15 protein-coding genes and 2 pseudogenes are annotated in these 16,932 nt (G+C 68.2%); 13 read left to right on the top strand and 4 right to left on the bottom strand.

The window, feature by feature from the left end:
* The first annotated feature begins 135 nt into the window (after positions 1-135).
* The 11 genes and pseudogenes from ACNAYW_RS06865 to ACNAYW_RS06815 all read left to right on the top strand — a co-directional run bounded on the left by ACNAYW_RS06865 (position 136) and on the right by ACNAYW_RS06815 (position 10,253).
* The gene (locus ACNAYW_RS06865) at positions 136-1,311 is read left to right on the top strand and encodes an acyl-CoA dehydrogenase family protein (RefSeq protein WP_415848966.1); all 1,176 of its coding nucleotides are present in this window, start codon (positions 136-138) and stop codon (positions 1,309-1,311) included.
* A gap of 9 nt (positions 1,312-1,320) precedes the next feature.
* Positions 1,321-2,457 (top strand): acyl-CoA dehydrogenase family protein, encoded by a 1,137-nt coding sequence (locus ACNAYW_RS06860; RefSeq protein WP_415848965.1) that lies wholly within the window; start codon positions 1,321-1,323, stop codon positions 2,455-2,457.
* A gap of 24 nt (positions 2,458-2,481) precedes the next feature.
* A pseudogene (locus ACNAYW_RS06855) lies at positions 2,482-2,724 on the top strand (TSUP family transporter); the annotation flags it as partial.
* A 227-nt stretch (positions 2,725-2,951) separates the two neighbouring features.
* Entirely contained in the window at positions 2,952-3,209 is a 258-nt protein-coding gene (locus tag ACNAYW_RS06850) for a hypothetical protein (protein ID WP_415849104.1), read from the top strand.
* Positions 3,210-3,369: 160 nt separating this feature from the next.
* Positions 3,370-4,173: an SDR family NAD(P)-dependent oxidoreductase gene (locus tag ACNAYW_RS06845; RefSeq protein ID WP_415848964.1), complete on the top strand. Its 804-nt coding sequence runs from the start codon at positions 3,370-3,372 to the stop codon at positions 4,171-4,173.
* 100 nt (positions 4,174-4,273) lie between these two features.
* Positions 4,274-5,431 carry an acyl-CoA dehydrogenase family protein gene (locus tag ACNAYW_RS06840; protein WP_415848963.1) on the top strand — a complete coding sequence of 386 codons (1,158 nt, stop codon included), beginning with the start codon at positions 4,274-4,276 and terminating at the stop codon, positions 5,429-5,431.
* A gap of 43 nt (positions 5,432-5,474) precedes the next feature.
* Positions 5,475-6,665: a lipid-transfer protein gene (locus tag ACNAYW_RS06835; RefSeq protein ID WP_415848962.1), complete on the top strand. Its 1,191-nt coding sequence runs from the start codon at positions 5,475-5,477 to the stop codon at positions 6,663-6,665.
* A 73-nt stretch (positions 6,666-6,738) separates the two neighbouring features.
* The gene (locus ACNAYW_RS06830) at positions 6,739-7,641 is read left to right on the top strand and encodes an SDR family NAD(P)-dependent oxidoreductase (protein ID WP_415848961.1); all 903 of its coding nucleotides are present in this window, start codon (positions 6,739-6,741) and stop codon (positions 7,639-7,641) included.
* Complete coding sequence (locus tag ACNAYW_RS06825) at positions 7,638-8,060, top strand: FAS1-like dehydratase domain-containing protein (RefSeq protein ID WP_415848960.1); 423 nt, start codon at positions 7,638-7,640, stop codon at positions 8,058-8,060. Before ACNAYW_RS06830 ends, ACNAYW_RS06825 begins: the two co-directional genes overlap by 4 nt.
* Entirely contained in the window at positions 8,057-8,473 is a 417-nt protein-coding gene (locus tag ACNAYW_RS06820) for a MaoC/PaaZ C-terminal domain-containing protein (RefSeq protein WP_415848959.1), read from the top strand. Before ACNAYW_RS06825 ends, ACNAYW_RS06820 begins: the two co-directional genes overlap by 4 nt.
* Before the next feature lie 421 nt (positions 8,474-8,894).
* On the top strand, positions 8,895-10,253 hold the full coding sequence (locus ACNAYW_RS06815; RefSeq protein ID WP_415848958.1) for an MFS transporter: 1,359 nt from the start codon (positions 8,895-8,897) through the stop codon (positions 10,251-10,253).
* 121 nt (positions 10,254-10,374) lie between these two features.
* On the opposite strand, the pseudogene ACNAYW_RS06810 reads toward ACNAYW_RS06815, so the two are convergent.
* Positions 10,375-11,353 (bottom strand): annotated as a pseudogene (locus ACNAYW_RS06810) (NADPH:quinone oxidoreductase family protein).
* Between the two features lie 150 nt (positions 11,354-11,503).
* On the opposite strand from ACNAYW_RS06810, the gene ACNAYW_RS06805 reads away from it, so the two are divergent.
* Positions 11,504-12,721 carry an acyl-CoA dehydrogenase family protein gene (locus ACNAYW_RS06805; RefSeq protein WP_415848957.1) on the top strand — a complete coding sequence of 406 codons (1,218 nt, stop codon included), beginning with the start codon at positions 11,504-11,506 and terminating at the stop codon, positions 12,719-12,721.
* Entirely contained in the window at positions 12,718-13,569 is an 852-nt protein-coding gene (locus ACNAYW_RS06800) for a crotonase/enoyl-CoA hydratase family protein (RefSeq protein WP_415848956.1), read from the top strand. The genes ACNAYW_RS06805 and ACNAYW_RS06800 overlap by 4 nt, the downstream gene beginning before the upstream one ends.
* A gap of 119 nt (positions 13,570-13,688) precedes the next feature.
* Here the strand turns inward: ACNAYW_RS06800 and ACNAYW_RS06795 are convergent, their stop codons facing one another.
* The 3 genes from ACNAYW_RS06795 to ACNAYW_RS06785 all read right to left on the bottom strand — a co-directional run bounded on the left by ACNAYW_RS06795 (position 13,689) and on the right by ACNAYW_RS06785 (position 16,932).
* Positions 13,689-15,218, bottom strand: a complete 1,530-nt coding sequence (locus ACNAYW_RS06795; protein ID WP_415848955.1) for an acyl-CoA synthetase — start codon at positions 15,216-15,218, stop codon at positions 13,689-13,691.
* 125 nt (positions 15,219-15,343) lie between these two features.
* Positions 15,344-16,144, bottom strand: coding sequence for an SDR family NAD(P)-dependent oxidoreductase (locus ACNAYW_RS06790; RefSeq protein ID WP_415849094.1), 801 nt, complete (start codon positions 16,142-16,144; stop codon positions 15,344-15,346).
* 32 nt (positions 16,145-16,176) lie between these two features.
* Positions 16,177-16,932, bottom strand: coding sequence for an SDR family NAD(P)-dependent oxidoreductase (locus ACNAYW_RS06785; protein WP_415848954.1), 756 nt, complete (start codon positions 16,930-16,932; stop codon positions 16,177-16,179).

Below are 16,932 nucleotides of genomic sequence, written 5' to 3'. Positions count from 1 at the left end.
GATCGCGATGGGTGATTGCGCAAACGGCTCTTGGACGGGTGCGCCGCCCGCCACGTTCACTGGAAGGGTCATCGTCCGATCGGTCCGCTCCGTCGCCCCGGGGTGCCGGAGCGGACAGCCGAGCGAGGAAACCACATGAACCTGACTTACTCCGACGAGGAGCTGGCGTTCCGCGAGCAGGTGCGGACGTTCTTCACGACCGAGATTCCCGCGGACATCCGCGAGCGCGCCCGCCTCGCCGTCCACGTCGACGAGCAGGATCGCGTCACAACGCAGAAGATCCTGAACGCCCACGGCCTGGCGGTCCCGAACTGGCCCGTGGAATGGGGCGGCCGCGACTGGACGCCGATCCAGCGGCACATCTTCCTCGACGAGCTGCAGCTGGCGTCGGTGCCCGAGACCCTGCCCACCAACACGGCGATGGTGGGCCCCGTGATCGCGGAGTTCGGGAACGAGGACCAGAAGCGTCGCTTCCTGCCTCCCACTGCGAACATGGACATCTACTGGTGCCAAGGCTTCTCGGAGCCCGACGCGGGTTCGGACCTGGCGTCGCTCAAGACGCGCGCGGTGCGGGACGGCGACGAGTACGTGGTGAACGGCCAGAAGATCTGGACCTCGCTGGCGCAGCACGCCGACTGGATCTTCTGTCTCGTGCGCACCGACCCGGATGCGCCGAAGCCGCAGGCAGGGATCTCGTTCCTGCTGATCGACATGAAGACGCCGGGCATCACGATCCGTCCGATCGAGCTGATCGACGGCGGCCACGAGGTCAACGAGGTGTTCTTCGAGAACGTCCGCGTACCGGCGGAGAACCTGGTGGGCGAGGAGAACCACGGCTGGACCTATGCGAAGTTCCTGCTCCAGCACGAGCGCACCAGCGTCGCGCGGTGCGGCGTCACCAAGGTGCGTCTGGCGCGCGCCAAGGACTACGCCGCGGCGATCCCGGTGGGCACGGGCACGTTGCTCGATGACCCGATGTTCGCCTCCCGCCTGGCGGAGCTGGAGAACGACGTGCTGGCTCTGGAACTGACACAGCTCCGGGCCGTGTCCGGCGGTGCCACGGCGGACCTGGCCGCCATCCCGTCGGTGCTCAAGTTGCGCGGATCGCAGCTGCAGCAGGCGGCGACGGAACTCCTGCTCGACGTGGCGGGGGTCGACTCGATACCGATCGGCGCGCAGATCGGGGTGGCCAGTCCGCATTGGGCGCAGCGCTCGGCACTGAGCTATCTGAACGTGCGCAAGGTGTCCATCTACGGCGGCGCGAGCGAGGTGCAGCGCACCATCATCGCGTCCACCACTCTCGGATTGTAAGGACGGAACATGGATTTCAACGTCACCGACGAGCAACAGATGCTGGCGGACGCCACGCGCGTGCTGCTGACCAAGTTCTACCCCGCGATCGAGGACCGCAACCGTGTGACCGGCGAGGAACTCGGCTGGAACCGCGATGCGTGGGGCGCGCTGGCCGACATGGGCGTGCTCGCGATGAGCCTTCCCGAGGCGGACGGCGGCATGGCCGCGGGCGCGGTCGAGGCGATGCTGGTGCTGACGGAGGTGGGGCGAGCGCTCGCACCCGAGCCGCTGTGGGATGCGGTTCTCGGCCCGAGTGCGCTGATCGTGGCGGCCGGGGGTGACGAGCAGCGGGCGGCGATGCTGCCCGGGTTGGCCGACGGCTCCCTCCTCTGTGCCGTGGCGCACCACGAGCCGGGCGGGCGATGGCCGCACGTGCCCGTGACCACCGCAGCGAGCGAGGGACCTGACGGCTGGCGCGTGACCGGGACCAAGAATCCCGTGCTGCATGGCGATTGTGCGGACGTCGCCCTCGTGAGCGCGGCGCTCCCGTCCGGCGGGACGGGCCTGTTCCTGGTGCCGTCCGACGGTGCCGGGGTCACCAGGATCGGGTACGCGACACACGACGGCCTGCGGGGCGCGCAGTGGGAGCTCGCCGACGCTGCGGCCGTGCCGCTCGGTCATCCGTCGGATCGCGGGGCGACGCTCGTCGAGTGGGAGGTGCGCGCGCAATCGGCGTTGTGCGCGGAGGCCGTCGGCGCGATGAGCGAGGCACTCCGGTTGACCGTCGAATACCTCAAGAATCGGCGGCAGTTCGGGGTGCCGCTGGCGAAGTTCCAGACGCTCACCCACCGCGCCGCCGACATGTACGTCGCGTTGGAGCTGGCGCGCAGCATGAGCATGTACGCGGCGATGTCGATCGACGCCGGCGAGTTCGATCCGGTGGTGGCGTCCCGGGCCCGGCTCCGGGTGAGCAGGTCGGCGCGACTGATCGGCCAGGAGGCGATTCAGATGCACGGCGGAATCGGGCTCACCGCCGAATATCCGTTGGCGCACTACGTGAGCCGGCTGACCGCGATCGAGCACACGCTCGGCGGCGGTGCGGACCACCTGCGCCGGATCAGCGATGGGATCGGCGATCATCGGATGGTCACTCTCGGTGACTGATATCCCGGTCGAGGTCGGCGCCGGATGGTGACGACGTTCCTGGGCGTCCTGTGTCTCGGCTTCGCGGCGATGGTCGGGGGCGCCACGGGATTCGGCTCGGCGTTGGTGGGGACCCCGCTGATGCTCCTGGTCGGCCTCGGCCTGCCCGAAGTGGTGGTGATCAATCTCGTCGCAGGCATCACCACCCGCGCGGTGGTCGCGGCACGGATGCGCCGCGACATGGACCGGCGGCGGGTCCTCCTCCTCTGCGCAGGCAGCGTTCCCGGCGCGTTGGGGGGGCGCCGCCGTCCTCGTGCACGCCCCTACGGGACTGTTGCAGCCGTGCGCGGGCGCCGCCGTGGTGGTGTGCGGCGTGTGGCTCGCGGTGCCCAGGAATCCGGCGCCGCCACCGTCCGCCGCCGCCCAGGCCGCGGTGGGCGCGGTGGGCGGCTTCATGACCTCGACCACGTCGCTCGGGGGACCTCCCCCCCGTGCTGTTGTTGCACCGGGCGGAAGTGCCTCGGCACATCTTCGTGGCCGACCTCGCGGGCTACTTCGTGGTCACCAACACGGTGGCGCTCGGTCTGGTCGTCACGGGCGGCATGCTCCCCGACTCCTTCCCCTGGCACGCCATGCCGCTCTTCCTCCTGGCGGCGTTCGTGGGCAATGCCGCCGGTCTGCGATGCGGGGCACTACTGCCCGTCGAGACCTTTCGCGCGCTCGTGATCGCCCTGGTGATCGGCTCCGGCGCCGCGGCGGTCCTGTTCGCTTGATGCGAACTGACAGTTGCTCCATGAGTGGCGCGATCAGTGTTGACAATCAGCGAGTATGGCCGTAGATGTAAATATGAAGAAACCGAATACGGCGAGTCACGCGGGCGCTCCGTCTCATGTCCGGCGGACGATCGCCTTCGAGCGCAGAGAGGCGCAACCCATGGGAAATCTGAACGGCAGGGTGGCTCTGGTCTCCGGCTCCGGGCGCGGGATCGGGCGCGAGGTGGCTCTCAAGCTGGCTCGCGAGGGTGCCGCGGTGGTCGTCAACGACCTGGACCCGGAGCCGGCACGGCGGACTGAGCAGGACATCATCGCAGCCGGCGGGCGGGCCGCGTCCTGCGTCGGGTCGGTTGCGGAGGACGGCTTCGCCGAGAGGTTCGTGGCAACCGCGGTCGACTCGTTCGGCGGCCTGGACATCATCGTGAACAACGCCGGGTACACCTGGGATTCCGTGATCCAGAAGATGACCGACGAGCAGTGGGACACGATTCTCGACGTCAACCTCAAGGCGCCGTTCCGGATCCTCCGCGCTGCGCTGCCCTACATCAAGGCCAACCCCACTGAGTACCACCGCAAGGTGGTCAACATCTCCTCGGTGTCCGGCGTCTACGGCACCGCGGGACAGGCGAACTACGGCGCGGCGAAGGCCGGTGTGATCGGCCTGACCAAGACCCTGGCGAAGGAGTGGGGCCGGTACAAGGTGAACGTGAACGCCGTCGCGTTCGGTCTCATCATCACGCGGATGACCGAGGTCACCGCGGATGCGAATGCGCAGTTGACCATCGATGGCCGGGACATCCGCGTCGGTGTGAACCCGGACCGGATGGCGATGGCCTCGAAGACCATCCCCTTCGGGCGCGGGGGGACCCCTGCGGAGGCCGCCGGCGCGGTGTACCTGCTGTGCACTCCGGAGGCGGACTACGTCAACAGCCAGTGCCTCGTGGTCGACGCCGGGCGCGTCTGACGCAGCTCCGGCGCCCACGTATCCGAGCTGTCGCACCACATCCCGACGAACCGACGTCCGCCTGCAGGGGCGCCGCGTCACCGAACATCAAGGAGTACTCATGAAGCGCACCGTCTTCACCGACGAGCACGAAGCCTTCCGCACGACCTTCCGGTCGTTCATGGAGCGCGAGGCCGTGCCCAACTTCCAGGAGTGGGAGGAGAAGAACCAGGTCTCCCGCGACTTCTTCGTCAAGCTCGCCGAGCTCGGGGCCACCGGGTTCGACATCCCCGAGGAGTTCGGCGGTACCGGCCCGGCCAGCTTCAAGTTCCAGGCGGTGATGGCGGAGGAGACCGCCCGCCTCGGAGTCAGCCTCGGCCACTACGGCGTGAGCACGGGGATCGTCCTTCCGTACCTGCTACGACTGGCGAACGACGAGCAGAAGCAGCGGTGGCTGCCGGGTGTCGCGTCCGGCCGGACCATGCTGTGCATCGCGATGACCGAGCCGGGCACGGGATCGGACCTGGCCGGTATCCGGACCACCGCGAAGCTCTCCGCAGACGGAACGCACTATGTGCTCAACGGCGCGAAGACCTTCATCAGTGGCGCTCGGAACTCCGAACTCTGCGTCGTGGTGGCACGCACAGGGGAGGCCTCCGCTCAGGATCGGCGCCACGGTCTCAGCCTGCTGGTGGTCCCCACCGACAGTGAGGGATTCGAGTTCGGCCGCAAGCTCGAGAAGATCGGGATGAAGACCTCGGACACGAATGAGCTGTCGTTCACCGACGTGAAGGTTCCGGTGGAGAACCTGCTCGGCGAGCAGGATCGAGGCTTCTCGTACCTCGGGCAGAATCTCCCTCGGGAGCGCCTCTCCATCGGGGTCACCCAGACCGCGAACGCCGTCGCCGCCATCGACCTCGCGAAGGACTACGTGCGAGAGCGGCACATCTTCGGCCGCCCGGTCGCGGACTTCCAGAACAGCAAGTTCGTTCTCGCCGAGTGCGCGACCGAAGTCGCTGCGGCACAAGCGCTGGTCGATCAGGGGCTCGAGCTCGACGAGTCGGGGGAGTTGACGGCGCCCGACGCCGCTCGGATCAAGCTCTTCTGCACCGAGACCGCGGGGCGGGTGATCGACAAGTGCCTCCAGCTGCACGGCGGCTACGGCTACATCCTCGAGTACCCGATCGCGCGACTGTACGCGGACACACGCGTCTCCCGGATCTACGGCGGTACCAGCGAGGTCATGAAGACCATCATCGCCAAGGACATCGGCCTGTAACGGCCTGGAAAACACAGATTCTCAGCTACCTGAAGGAGTCACGATGAGCGGACAAGCCCTCGTCGCCGGTGTCGGGATGGTTCCCTTCACCAAGCCCGGCCGCAGCGAGCACTACTTCGACATGGGATCACGGGCGATCGCCGCGGCCCTCGCCGACGCAGGCGTCGACTACAAGCTCGTCCAGCAGGCGTACGCCGGTTACGTGTACGGCGATTCGACCAGCGGACAGCGAGCTGTCTACGGCGTTGGCATGACCGGGATCCCGATCATCAACGTCAACAACAATTGCGCGACCGGGTCCTCGGCCCTGTGGCTGGCCCGCCAGGCCGTCGAGTCCGGTGCGGTGGACTGCGCGCTCGCGGTCGGGTTTGAGCAGATGCAGCCCGGCGCCCTCAAAGGGCAGTGGACCGACCGTCCCGCCCCGATGGGCCTGCACGCCGAGGCGCTCGACCGGCTCCACGGTGTCGATAAGGAGAATCCGTCGATGGCGATGCAGTACTTCGGTGCCGCGGCGGCCGAGTACAGCCGTCGGTACGACGTCTCCACCGACCTGTTCGCGAAGATCTCCGTGAAGGCACGCAAGCACGCGGCCAACAACCCGTACGCGGTGTTCCGCGACGCGGTGACGGAGGAGGAGGTGTTGGCCTCGCCGGCCCTGTACGGCGGCCTGACCCGCCTGCAGGCCTGCCCGCCCACCTGTGGCGCGGCCGCCGCGATCATCTGTTCCGAGGAGTTCGCGCGGGTCAACGGCCTCACTCCCGGTGTGAAGATCGCCGCCCAGTCGCTGGCCACCGACTTCGACGGGCTGTTCACGGGTGACGACGTGTTCGCGCTGGTGGGTGCGGACATCACCCGGGCCGCCGCGAACGACGTGTACGAGACGGCGGGGGTCGACCCCAAGGACATCGGCGTCGTCGAGCTGCACGACTGCTTCACCGTGAACGAGGTGCTCTGCTACGAGGCGCTCGGCCTCGTCGAGGAGGGCGCCTCGCAGGAGTTCATCGCGAACGGCGACAACACCTACGGCGGCCGGGTCGTGGTCAACCCCAGCGGCGGGCTGATGTCCAAGGGGCACCCGCTCGGTGCGACGGGACTGGCCCAGTGCGCCGAGATGGTCTGGCAGCTGCGTGGTACCGCCGATGCCCGCCAGGTGGACGGCGTCACGATGGGCCTCGCGCACAACCTCGGGCTCGGCGGCGCGGGCGTCGTCACCCTGTACGAGAAGGTCTCCTGACCTCGATCGCCGCCCCGCCTGGGGCACGAACCTCTTCGGCTACAGCCGAATCCGACGAACTGAAGGAAGAATCATGGGACAACTCGATGGGCGGGTGGCGGTCGTCACCGGTGCGGGCGGCGGGATCGGCCGCGAACACGCGCTTCTCCTGGCGCGCGAGGGCGCCGCAGTCGTGGTCAACGACGTGCGCGGCGCGCAGGACGTGGTCGATGAGATCGCCGGTGCGGGCGGTCAGGCCGTCGCGGTGGCGGGCTCGATCGCGGAGATGGCGGTGGGGCAACAGCTCGTGGACGCCGCAGTGGCGAACTTCGGAGACCTGCACTCGGTGGTGAACAACGCGGGCATCATCCGTGACTCGATGCTGTGGAACATGACCGAGGAGGAGTTCGACTCGGTCGTCGCGGTCCATCTGAAGGGGGCGTTCTCCGCTACTCAGGCGGCGGCGAGGTACTGGCGAGATCAGGCCAAGGCGGGACACGAGGCGCAGCGGACGATCGTCAACACGAGTTCCGGGTCCGGCCTGCACGGCAACTTCGGCCAGTGGAACTACTCCGCGGCGAAGGCCGGACTGGCGATCCAGGTCGTGAACGCTTCCCGTGAGTTGGAGCGGTTCGGGGTGAAGGCGAACGCGATCGCCCCCGTCGCGCGGACCGAGCCGGTCAAGGCCACGCCCGGCATCAAGGACCTGGTCGGCGAGCCCGTCGACGCCGCCGTCTTCGATCGCTACAACGCAGCGAACTGCTCGTCGCTGGTGGCGTACCTCTCGAGCGCGGAATGCGCGTTCAACGGACAGGTGTTCGCAGTGTACGGCGGGTACGTGGGCCTCTACGGCGGGTACTCGATCGCGCACGAGATCCGTGAGGATCGGCCGCTGGACATCGGCGAGCTCACGCGACTGATGGGCGAGGAGTCGTTCCCGAAGTCGGTGGTGACCCGTCGCGCCGGCATTCCCAAGGTCGAGGGAGAGACGAAATGAGCTACGAGTTCCCGATCGACTACAGCAAGGTGCGGGAGTTCGCCCGCGCGGTCAAGACCGAGGACGCAGCGCACGAGGGACGTGACGCGGTGATCCCGCCGACGATGCTCACCAGCGCACGGATGATCTGGGAGCCGGCGGAGCAGTCGGGCTTCAAGCAGCTGGGCTTCGATCGCCGTCGCATCCTGCACGGCGAGGAGGAGTACGTGTTCCACGGTCCGCTGCCCCGCGCCGGCCAGACGCTCACCGCCGAGACCAGCGTGGGCGAGCGGTTCGAGAAGCCGGGCAAGCGCGGCGGAGTCATGACCTTCGCGAAGCTGGTCACCGAATTCCGTAACGAACAGGGTGTTCTCGTGGCGACGCAGAACAGCACCATCATCGAGACGGCGACGTCCGGCGAATCCCAGGGGAAGAAATGACGACATCGATTTCCTACACCGTCGGACAGGAAGCGCCGCCGCGCACCTATCCGCCGCTCACGCGCACAGACTTCGTGAAGTACCAGGGCGCCTCCGGCGACTTCCATCCCCTCCACCACGACGACGTCTTCGCGAAGGAGACCGGCTTTCCGTCCGTGTTCTCGGTGGGCATGCTGCAGGCCGGAATGCTGGCCAGCTACGCGACGGACTGGCTGGGGGTCGAGGCTGTCCGCCGTTTCAAGATCAGGTTCGCGGAGAAGGTGTGGCCCGGCGATGAGCTGACCTGCTCGGCGACGATCATCGACGTGCGCGAGGCGGACGACGGCCGTCGCGTGCTGGTCGAGCTGCACTGTGCTCGGCAGAACGGCGTCGACGCATTGATCGGCGAGGCGGAGTTCCTCGTCGACATCTGAACCGCTGGAATCCAGACCGAACGCCACGAGGCGGGAGATGCCGTGCATCTCCCGCCTTGCTGCCGCGTCCGGCGTTGCAATCCAACATGTTTGGGCTTCGAAGGCAATCATGACGCAGTGCGATGGCCGGGTGTGCACATCTCTATGGTTCGGACGGCCCTCCATCCTCTGTGACTCTTGCCACAGTAGGGTTCCGGTGATTTACTTGTTGCAGCCGGAAGAGCCTCCATCTCGAGTCGCACCGCCACGGTGTCATCGCAGACCCGATCGCATCGGGAGCGCGAAAGAGGGATTTCCACACGACGTTTCGCTGCGCCGGGCCGGTGTCTGCCACGATCCGGCCCCCCGTGTACCGGATTCCGGCCCTTCATCGATCGGCGGTCGGGCGTCGATCGATTTCCACAGAACGTGAGAGGTGCAGATGTCCACCAACACCATGGCCGATCAACCGGCCACGCCGCAGCAGCAGGATCAACACCGATCATCGACGGCGTGGTTCGTCGTGATCATGCTGATGTGCTGCGTGATGATCAACTGGGCCGACAAGGCGGTGTTCGGACTCATCGCGCAGCCGATCGCGAAGGAGCTCGGGCTGTCGGCTTCGGACCTCGGATTCATGAGCAGTGCGTTCTTCTTCCTGTTCACCGTCACCGGTTTGGGAGTGAGCCTGATCGCGGACCGCATCAAGATCAAATGGGCGCTCCTGATCCTTGTGGTGATCTGGTCGGCGGTGCAGATGCCGCTGGTGTTCATGGCGTCCGCGGGAGTCCTGCTCGCCACGCGCATCGGCCTCGGCGCCGCGGAGGGACCGGCGGGCGGACTGACCCAGGCCGCCGCGTTCCAGTGGTTCCCGAAGGAGAAGCGCGCGCTGCCGTCGGCGCTGCTCATCGCAGGAACGGGCCTGTCGAAGATCGTGATCGCGCCGTTCCTCGCAGTGCTGATCGTGAACCACGGGTGGCGGTCCGCGATCGTGGCCCTCGCCGTGATCGGCGGCGTGTGGTGCGTGCTGTGGTTCTTCATCGGGAAGCAGGGGCCCTTCAGCACCGCCGGCGTCCCGCGCGCCGAAGAGAGGGCTGTGGGCGACGCCGACGCCGCGCCCGGGGCCAGCGGGTCCGCGGCGGACGACCTGCGGGTGCCGATGTGGGCCATCCTGCGGACGCGCACGGTGCTGGCCGCGGTGGTGGGTGCCTTCGCGCTCAACGCCATGGCCACCGTGGTTCTGACCTGGCTGCCGTCGTACTTCGAGGTAGGGCTCGGTTTCACCCGAGTCCAGGCGGGAACCCTGTTCGGTCTTCCCAGCCTGGTGGCGATCGCCGCCGGCGTGCTCGGGGGGTGGCTCACGGACCGCCTGCTCAGCCGCGGCGGTTCCTCGCGGGTACTTCGCTCGCTGGTCGCGGCGACGGGCCTGGGGGTCGGCGGCGTCCTGCTGGTACTGCTGCCGTACGTCGATGGCAAGTGGGCGCCGGTGACGCTCCTGGTGTTCGGCTACGGCCTTGCGTCGCTGGCCACCCCGCTACTGTTCGCTTCGGTCTCGCACGTGGCACCTGGAGCGCGCCAGGCGAGCGTGCTGACGATGTTCACCGCGCTGTACTCGACCGCCGGTGTGATCGCGCCCTGGCTCACTGGCGTGATCGTCGATGCTGTCGGCTCGGCAGGACGCGGCTACGCCGTCGCCTTCCAGTTGGTGGGCGTCACGATCCTGCTCGGTGGCGCGCTGGTCGCGCTGATCGCCGACCCGGAGCGCGACGCTAAGAAGATCGAGGAGCTCGCACGCCGGTGATCCCGGCACGGTGAGGGTGTGCTCCCGGTGCGGCCGGGCGGTGACGACGATGTCATCGCCCGGCCGCTTCGTCATGTCCACCAGGTCCGTGGGTTTCGCCGATGGCGTCGCCGCGACGGGCTCAGGCGGTGAGGACGATCCGGCCGAGAACTCCGCGCTCGCCGAGTCGCGCCACCGCAGCCGCAGCTTCGGAGAGGGGCAGCTGTTGGGAGACCAGGGGCGCGATCATGCCCGCCGCATGGAGCGTCACCAGTTCGCCGTGCACCCGGCGGAGATACTCCGGATCCTCGCGGAACGGCTGGAGGCGGAATCCGACAACACTGTAGTTCTTGAGTAGAGCGTGATTCACAGCCAACGTGGGGATGCTGCCGCCGGCGAAGCCGACGACGAGGATCCGGCCCTCGACGGCGATCACCTTCCGGCTCACGTCGAACGCGGATCCGCCGACCGGGTCGTACGCGACGTCCACGCCGCGTCCGTCGGTGAAGGCACGAACCGCGGCCACCGGGTCATCGCGCCGATGGTCCACCACGAGGTCGGCACCGAGGGCGGTGCATGCCGCGACCTTCTCGGAGCCGCCGGCGACGGCGATCACGCGGGCGCCGAGCGCCTTTCCGATCTGCACTGCGGCGCTCCCGACGCCTCCTGCCGCCCCGTGTACGAGCAGCGTGTCGCCCGCCCGTAGTGCAGCGCGGCGCACCAGCCCGACCCAGCTCGTCTGGTACGCCGAGAACAACGCCGCAGCGGCGCTGTCGGGCATGTCATCCGGAACCGGAAGCGAGCCCGCCGCGGGGGCGAGCATGCGATCGGCGAAGCAGCCGTACGCCATCGGCGCGGCGATCACCCGTTGCCCGACCTGTATCCCGGTCACGGCGTCGCCGAGCTCCGTCACGACGCCCACCGCCTCGCAGCCGACGGTGAACGGCGGCGCCGGCTTGTGGTGGGTACGTACCGCGACACAAGAGGAGGTCCGGGAAGTTGACGGCCGCGGCGCGAACGTCGATGACCACTTCGTGCGGCCCGGGCTGCGGATCGGGGACCTCCTCCCAGCGCATCGCGCTCCGCGGCTCGCCCGGTTCGTGCACCCGCCACGACTTCATGGTGTCTCCTTGTCAGTACGTTTCACAGACGTGTCGAACCTCCATGGAACCGTCCCCTCGAGAGCGATTCCAATGCTCGTTCTCTATGCGAACCAACGGGTATCGATCTTGGACTCGAGCCGGTTCCGGTGGTTGAGTCGTGCGTAGCGGGTGTCGACGATCGACGTCGGCGCGGACGACGACGGGAAGAGACGGATGATCGACGAGAACGTTCGCGTGATGGGCTTCGAGGAATACCTCGAGAGGGTGCGGCGATTCACCGACGAGGAACTGATCCCCAGCGAGTGGGAGATGGCGGAGCGCGGGGCGGTCCCCGAGGACCTGGTGACCCGGATGGGAGACCTCGGGCTCTTCGGTATGACCCTGCCGCGCGAGCACGGCGGCCTCGGTTGGAGCATGGAGCAGCAGGTCCTTCTGACATTCGAGTTCACGCGCGCGTCTGTGGTCTACCGCTCGCGGTTCTCGACCACGATCGGCCTGACCTCGCAGATCCTGCTCGACCACGGCACATCCGGACAGCAGCTGTACCTGCCCGTGATGGCCGGCGGCGACTGCGTGACCGCGTTCGCGCTCACCGAGGACGTCGCCGGTTCCGACGCCGGAGCGCTGCGCACCAGCGCCGTGCGCGACGGCGACGGATACGTCATCAACGGAACCAAGCGCTACATCACCAACGGGGCGTGGGCCGATCTCGTGGTCGTCTTCGCCCGGACCGGAACCGAGGCCGACGGGGCCCTGTCGGCGTTCCTCGTTCCCGCCGATGCGCCGGGGTTCTCCGTGCGTCTGCCCGAGCGGATGAACGGTCACGAGGCGGGGCCGGTCGCAGAGCTCGAGTTCCGTGATGTGCACGTCGGGCCCGACGCTCTGATCGGCGCCGTCGAGGGGCGCGGCCTCGAGTTCGCGATGCGCGGGATCAACCACGCGCGAACCCATGTGGCCGCCACAGCCGTCGGTCAGGCCACCCGTCTGCTCGACGAGGCAGCGCGGCACGCGCGGGAGCGTGTGCAGTTCGGACGCCCGATCGGTGACCTCGGCGCGGTCCAGGCGTGGCTCGGGCGGAGCTACGCGGAGATCGCGGCGGGTCGCGCCCTGGTCCTCGACTGCGCGCGGGCTTTCGATGCGGGAGAGATTCCGCGCCACCAGATCGCCGCGGCGAAGTACTTCTGCACCGAGATGGCGAGCTCGGTCGCGGATCGTGCGGTGCAGATCCTGGGCGGGGCGGGCATCGTCGGCGACAGCCCGGTCCCGCGGATGTGGCGGGACGTGCGTGCTCTGCGGATCTACGAGGGCGCCTCGGAGGTACATGAGCGCAACCTCGCGCGCCACGTGCTGCGCGCGTGCACCGCCGGAGCGGGGGTGCCGGCATGAGCTACTCGACGATCGGACTCGAAGTGGACGGGAACGGCGTGGCCGTCCTGACACTCACCAGACCGGACAAGCTCAACGCCTTCACCCGGGAGATGGCCGCCGAGATCCGGGACGCCTTCGATCGTACTGACGGGGACGACGCCGTGAAGGTCGTGATCGTGACCGGTGCGGGCCGCGCGTTCTGCGCCGGCGCCGACCTCTCCGAGGGCGGAGCACGATTCGACCACGGCGACTACGGGGACACTCCTCCGCGGGACGGCGGAGGGATCACCACGCTGCGGATCTTCGATTCGCTCAAGCCGGTGATCGCCGCCATCAACGGCCCGGCCGTAGGAGTCGGTACCACGTTGACGTTGCCGATGGACGTCCGGATCGCCTCGGACCAAGCGCGTTTCGCAGTGCCTTTCACCCGGCGCGGGGTTGTTCCCGAGAGCTGCTCGAGCTGGTTCCTGCCGCGCGTGGTGGGGGTCTCGCGGGCACTCGAATGGTTCTACAGCGGGCGGATGTTCGACGCCGGCGAGGCCCTCGAGGCGGGCCTGGTGTCCGCCGTGTGCGCACCCGAGGATCTTCTGCCTGCGGCCCGGGAGATCGCCGCGCGGTTCATCGACGGCACGGCGCCGGTATCGGTCACGCTCACGCGCCAGTTGGTCTGGCGGATGCTCGGTGCGGATCATCCCATGACCGCGCACATCGCGGAGTCACGGGGGATGGCGGCTCGCGGCGGCGATCGCGATGCCTACGAGGGCATCACGTCGTTCCTGGAGAAGCGGGATCCGGTCTTCGGATCGCGCGTCAGTTCCGAACTGCCCGACATCTTCCCCGGGCGCACGGAGCCGCAGTACCGCTGACGAATGCTGCACCGTCCTCGCGGTGCAGCGGGTTCCGCACCCGATCGCCTCCAACGATCCCCGCAACACAACGATCCCCGCAACACCGTGGACAACACGGAGTTGCGGGGATCTGATCGTCAGAGGTCAGCGGGCGCCGAGGCGAACTCGGCACGGAGCTCGCGCTTGAGGATCTTGCCGGTGGCCGTCGTGGGCAGGGTAGTCACGAAGCGGACGTCGCGCGGCACCTTGTAGCCGGCGAGCCTTTCCCGCACGTGCGCCCGCAGCTGCTCCGCCGTGACGGATTCTCCCGGCTTGCACACGATCACGGCGTTCACGCTCTCGCCCCAGCGATCGTCCGGCAGTCCGATCACCGCGCACGACGAGACCGCCGGGTGCGTGGCGATCGCGTTCTCGACCTCGGCGGAGTACACGTTCTCTCCGCCACTGATGATCATGTCCTTGAGGCGGTCCACAACGTACAGGTAGCCGTTCTCGTCGAGGTAGCCCAGGTCGCCGGTGTGCATCCAGCCCCCGCGCAGCGTCTCGGCCGTGACCTCGGGAAGCTTCCAGTAGCCCATCATCACGTGTTCACCGCGGGTCACCACCTCGCCGATCTCCCCGACCGGGAGGGGTGTCCCGTCGACGTCATGGATCGCGAGCTCGACGTGCGCCACGGCTCGCCCGGTCGCGCGCTGTTCCGCGGATTCGTCCGGCCCGAGGATCGTGAGGACGCCGGTCTCGGTCATGCCGTAGCCCTGGCCGAATCCCGCGGTGGGGAAGGCGCGAACAGCCCTGCCTCGCAGTCCGTCCGAACTGGCGGAGCCGCCGTAGGTGATGCGCCGCAGGCTGCTGACGTCGTAGTCGGCGATCGAGGGGTGATCGCAGATCATCTGCATCATCGCGGGGACCAGCGCGCAGGTGGTCACGCGGTGGGTCTGGACCGCCTCGAGGAAGCCGCCGGGGGAGAACCGGCTCTGGAAGACGTGGCTCCCGCCGATGAAGTTCTGGGAGTGCCAGCTCAACACCGCCGCGATGTGGAACAGGGGCGCGGTGTGCAGCATGACGCCGCCGGGCTCGGCCGCGCGATTGACCAGCTGGGTGCCGATGAGTGAGGTGAACATTCCGCGGTGGCTGATCATCACGCCCTTGGGACGCCCGGTCGTGCCGCCGGTGTAGAGCAGGAGCGCGAGCGAGTCGCCACCCTGTCTTACGTCGTCCATGGGCTCCGAGGCGGCGATCAGGTGCTCGTAGTCGAGCATCGCCCTGGGGATGACGCCCTCTCCGTGGAAGATCACCGTCCTCAACGCGGGGCAGGTCTCCCGCAGCTCGGGGCCGTACTGGGCGAACTCGGCGTCCAGGATCAGGACTTCGGCCTCGGAGTCGTTCAGCGCATAGACGATCTCGTCGAGGGCCCAGCGGGTGTTGATCGGGAGTGCGGCCGCGCCGCACCACCAGGTGGCGTAGAAGAACTCGTGATAGACGTCGGAGTTGAGGGACAGCAGGGCGACCGGGTCGCCAGCGCGGACCCCGTCGTCGACGAGCGCGGCCGCGAGTCGGGCGACCCGGTCCGCGACCTCACGAGTGGTACGGACCTGATCTCCGCAGATCGTCATCACGGCGTCGGCGTTCTGCTGGAGAGCGCGATGCAGAGGTAGGGTGAGGTTCACAGGATTCTCCTGGTTCAGTTTCGTGCCGCTGCGATGGGGTGTCAAGGGATTCGGTGCGTTCGTTGGCGATCGAGGACCAGTGGGTTCGTGCTGGATTCGGTTCCGACGCGAGGGCCTCGAGGAGGTCAGTGGCGTCCACCGTCGCACACGAGGCACTGGCCGTTGATGTAGTCGGCGTCCGGAGTGCACAGCAGGTACACCGCCCCCGCGGCCTCCTCCGCCGTGCCCGATCGGCCCAGCGGGATCACCCGCGCTGCGAGGTCCCGCTTTTCCGGGCGCATGCCGACCGGCATCCGATGCCCGTCCACCTCGATGTGGGCCAGGTTCTCCGCCGCGGCGGTCAAACGGGTGGCGATCCATCCGAACGCGACGGCATTGACGTTCACCCCGTAGCGCCCCCACTCCTTCGCCATGCACTTCGTCATCCCGATCAGGCCTGCCTTCGCCGCCGCGTAGTTGCTCTGGCGCTCTAGACCCACGACGCCCGCGTTCGACGAGATGTTCACGACCTTTCGGTGGTAGGCCGTGGGGTGGCGGCGAATGATCGGCGCCGCGGCCCGCATGATCCGGAACGGGGCGGTCAGATCGGCGTCGAGAACGGCGTCCCATTGCTCGTCCGACATGTCCTCGATCGGATCGTTCCAGTAGAAGCCTGCGTTGTTGACGATGATGTCGAGCCCGCCGGTCGCGTCCAGGGCGGTCTGAACGAACCGGTCCGGGAAGTCCGCATCGGTGACGCTGCCGACGCAGGTCACGGCTGTGCCTCCGCCGGCGGTGATGAGTTCGACCGTCCCGGCTGCGGGCTCGGGGTCCACGTCGTTGACCACGACGGTCGCGCCGCGCGCCGCGAGCGTGCAGGCGATGGCCCGGCCGATCCCTCGCCCGGCGCCGGTGATGAGCGCCGTCCGGCCCCCGAGTTCGCCCATCGGCTTCTCCTCTCGCACTGTGGTCACGTCGGTCACCTCGCCAGGAATCCGCCGTCGACGTGCAGTTCGGCCCCGGTGATGAACGTGGCCTCGTCGCCCGCCAGGAATGCGACTGCGGCGGCGATCTCGTCGGGCTCGCCCAACCGCGCCATCGGCACGGCGCTCGTCACCTGGTTCACGAAGTACTCGCCCTTGGCGAGCACTCCGGGCGTGGCGATGTAGCCCGGATGGATCGAGTTCACCCGGATCCCGCTCTGCGCCCATCGGATCGCGGCGTTCTTGGTCATCTGGCCCACGGCGCCCTTCGCGGCGTGATAGCCGAACGATCGGCCGGTGGTGCCGGTGACTCCGCAGATGGAACTGATGTTGATCACCGCACCGTGGCCGGAACGACGCAGCGCCTCGCAGGCGTACTTCATACCGAGGAAGACACTCGTCTGGGTGATGGCGACGACCCGGTCGTAGCCCTCGACGGACAACTCGTCGATCGGTGCGAGATTGCCGATGCCGGCGTTGTTGACCAGGATCGACAGCCCGCCGAATGCCGCCTCCGCACGTCCTATTGCAGCCCGCCACTGAGCGCTGTCGGTCACGTCGTGCGCGAACGCCTCCGCGCGGCCACCCGTCGCGCGGATCTGTGCGGCGACGTGCTCGGCACCGTCGGTGAGGATGTCCGTGACCAGCACGGCGGCGCCGTCTCGGGCGAGCCTGCGCGCGGTGGCGCTGCCGAGAGCGCCGGCAGCACCGGTGATCAACGCGGTGCGTCCGGCCAGGGGGAGGGCCGTCAC

The sequence above is a fragment of the Tsukamurella ocularis genome (genome assembly GCF_965138335.1).
Classification (GTDB): Bacteria; Actinomycetota; Actinomycetes; order Mycobacteriales; family Mycobacteriaceae; genus Tsukamurella; species Tsukamurella ocularis_A.
The sequence above is the reverse complement of the archived record's forward strand: the minus strand, read 5'-3'. Positions and strand labels throughout refer to the sequence as shown.

What these genes read in the sequence shown, in the direction of transcription:
- ACNAYW_RS06865 (WP_415848966.1), top strand. Translation starts at nt 136, where the DNA reads ATGAACCTGACTTACTCCGACGAGGAGCTGGCGTTCCGCGAGCAGGTG.
- ACNAYW_RS06860 (WP_415848965.1), top strand. Translation starts at nt 1,321, where the DNA reads ATGGATTTCAACGTCACCGACGAGCAACAGATGCTGGCGGACGCCACG.
- ACNAYW_RS06845 (WP_415848964.1), top strand. Translation starts at nt 3,370, where the DNA reads ATGGGAAATCTGAACGGCAGGGTGGCTCTGGTCTCCGGCTCCGGGCGC.
- ACNAYW_RS06840 (WP_415848963.1), top strand. Translation starts at nt 4,274, where the DNA reads ATGAAGCGCACCGTCTTCACCGACGAGCACGAAGCCTTCCGCACGACC.
- ACNAYW_RS06835 (WP_415848962.1), top strand. Translation starts at nt 5,475, where the DNA reads ATGAGCGGACAAGCCCTCGTCGCCGGTGTCGGGATGGTTCCCTTCACC.
- ACNAYW_RS06830 (WP_415848961.1), top strand. Translation starts at nt 6,739, where the DNA reads ATGGGACAACTCGATGGGCGGGTGGCGGTCGTCACCGGTGCGGGCGGC.
- ACNAYW_RS06825 (WP_415848960.1), top strand. Translation starts at nt 7,638, where the DNA reads ATGAGCTACGAGTTCCCGATCGACTACAGCAAGGTGCGGGAGTTCGCC.
- ACNAYW_RS06820 (WP_415848959.1), top strand. Translation starts at nt 8,057, where the DNA reads ATGACGACATCGATTTCCTACACCGTCGGACAGGAAGCGCCGCCGCGC.
- ACNAYW_RS06815 (WP_415848958.1), top strand. Translation starts at nt 8,895, where the DNA reads ATGTCCACCAACACCATGGCCGATCAACCGGCCACGCCGCAGCAGCAG.
- ACNAYW_RS06800 (WP_415848956.1), top strand. Translation starts at nt 12,718, where the DNA reads ATGAGCTACTCGACGATCGGACTCGAAGTGGACGGGAACGGCGTGGCC.
- ACNAYW_RS06790 (WP_415849094.1), bottom strand. Translation starts at nt 16,144, where the DNA reads ATGGGCGAACTCGGGGGCCGGACGGCGCTCATCACCGGCGCCGGGCGA.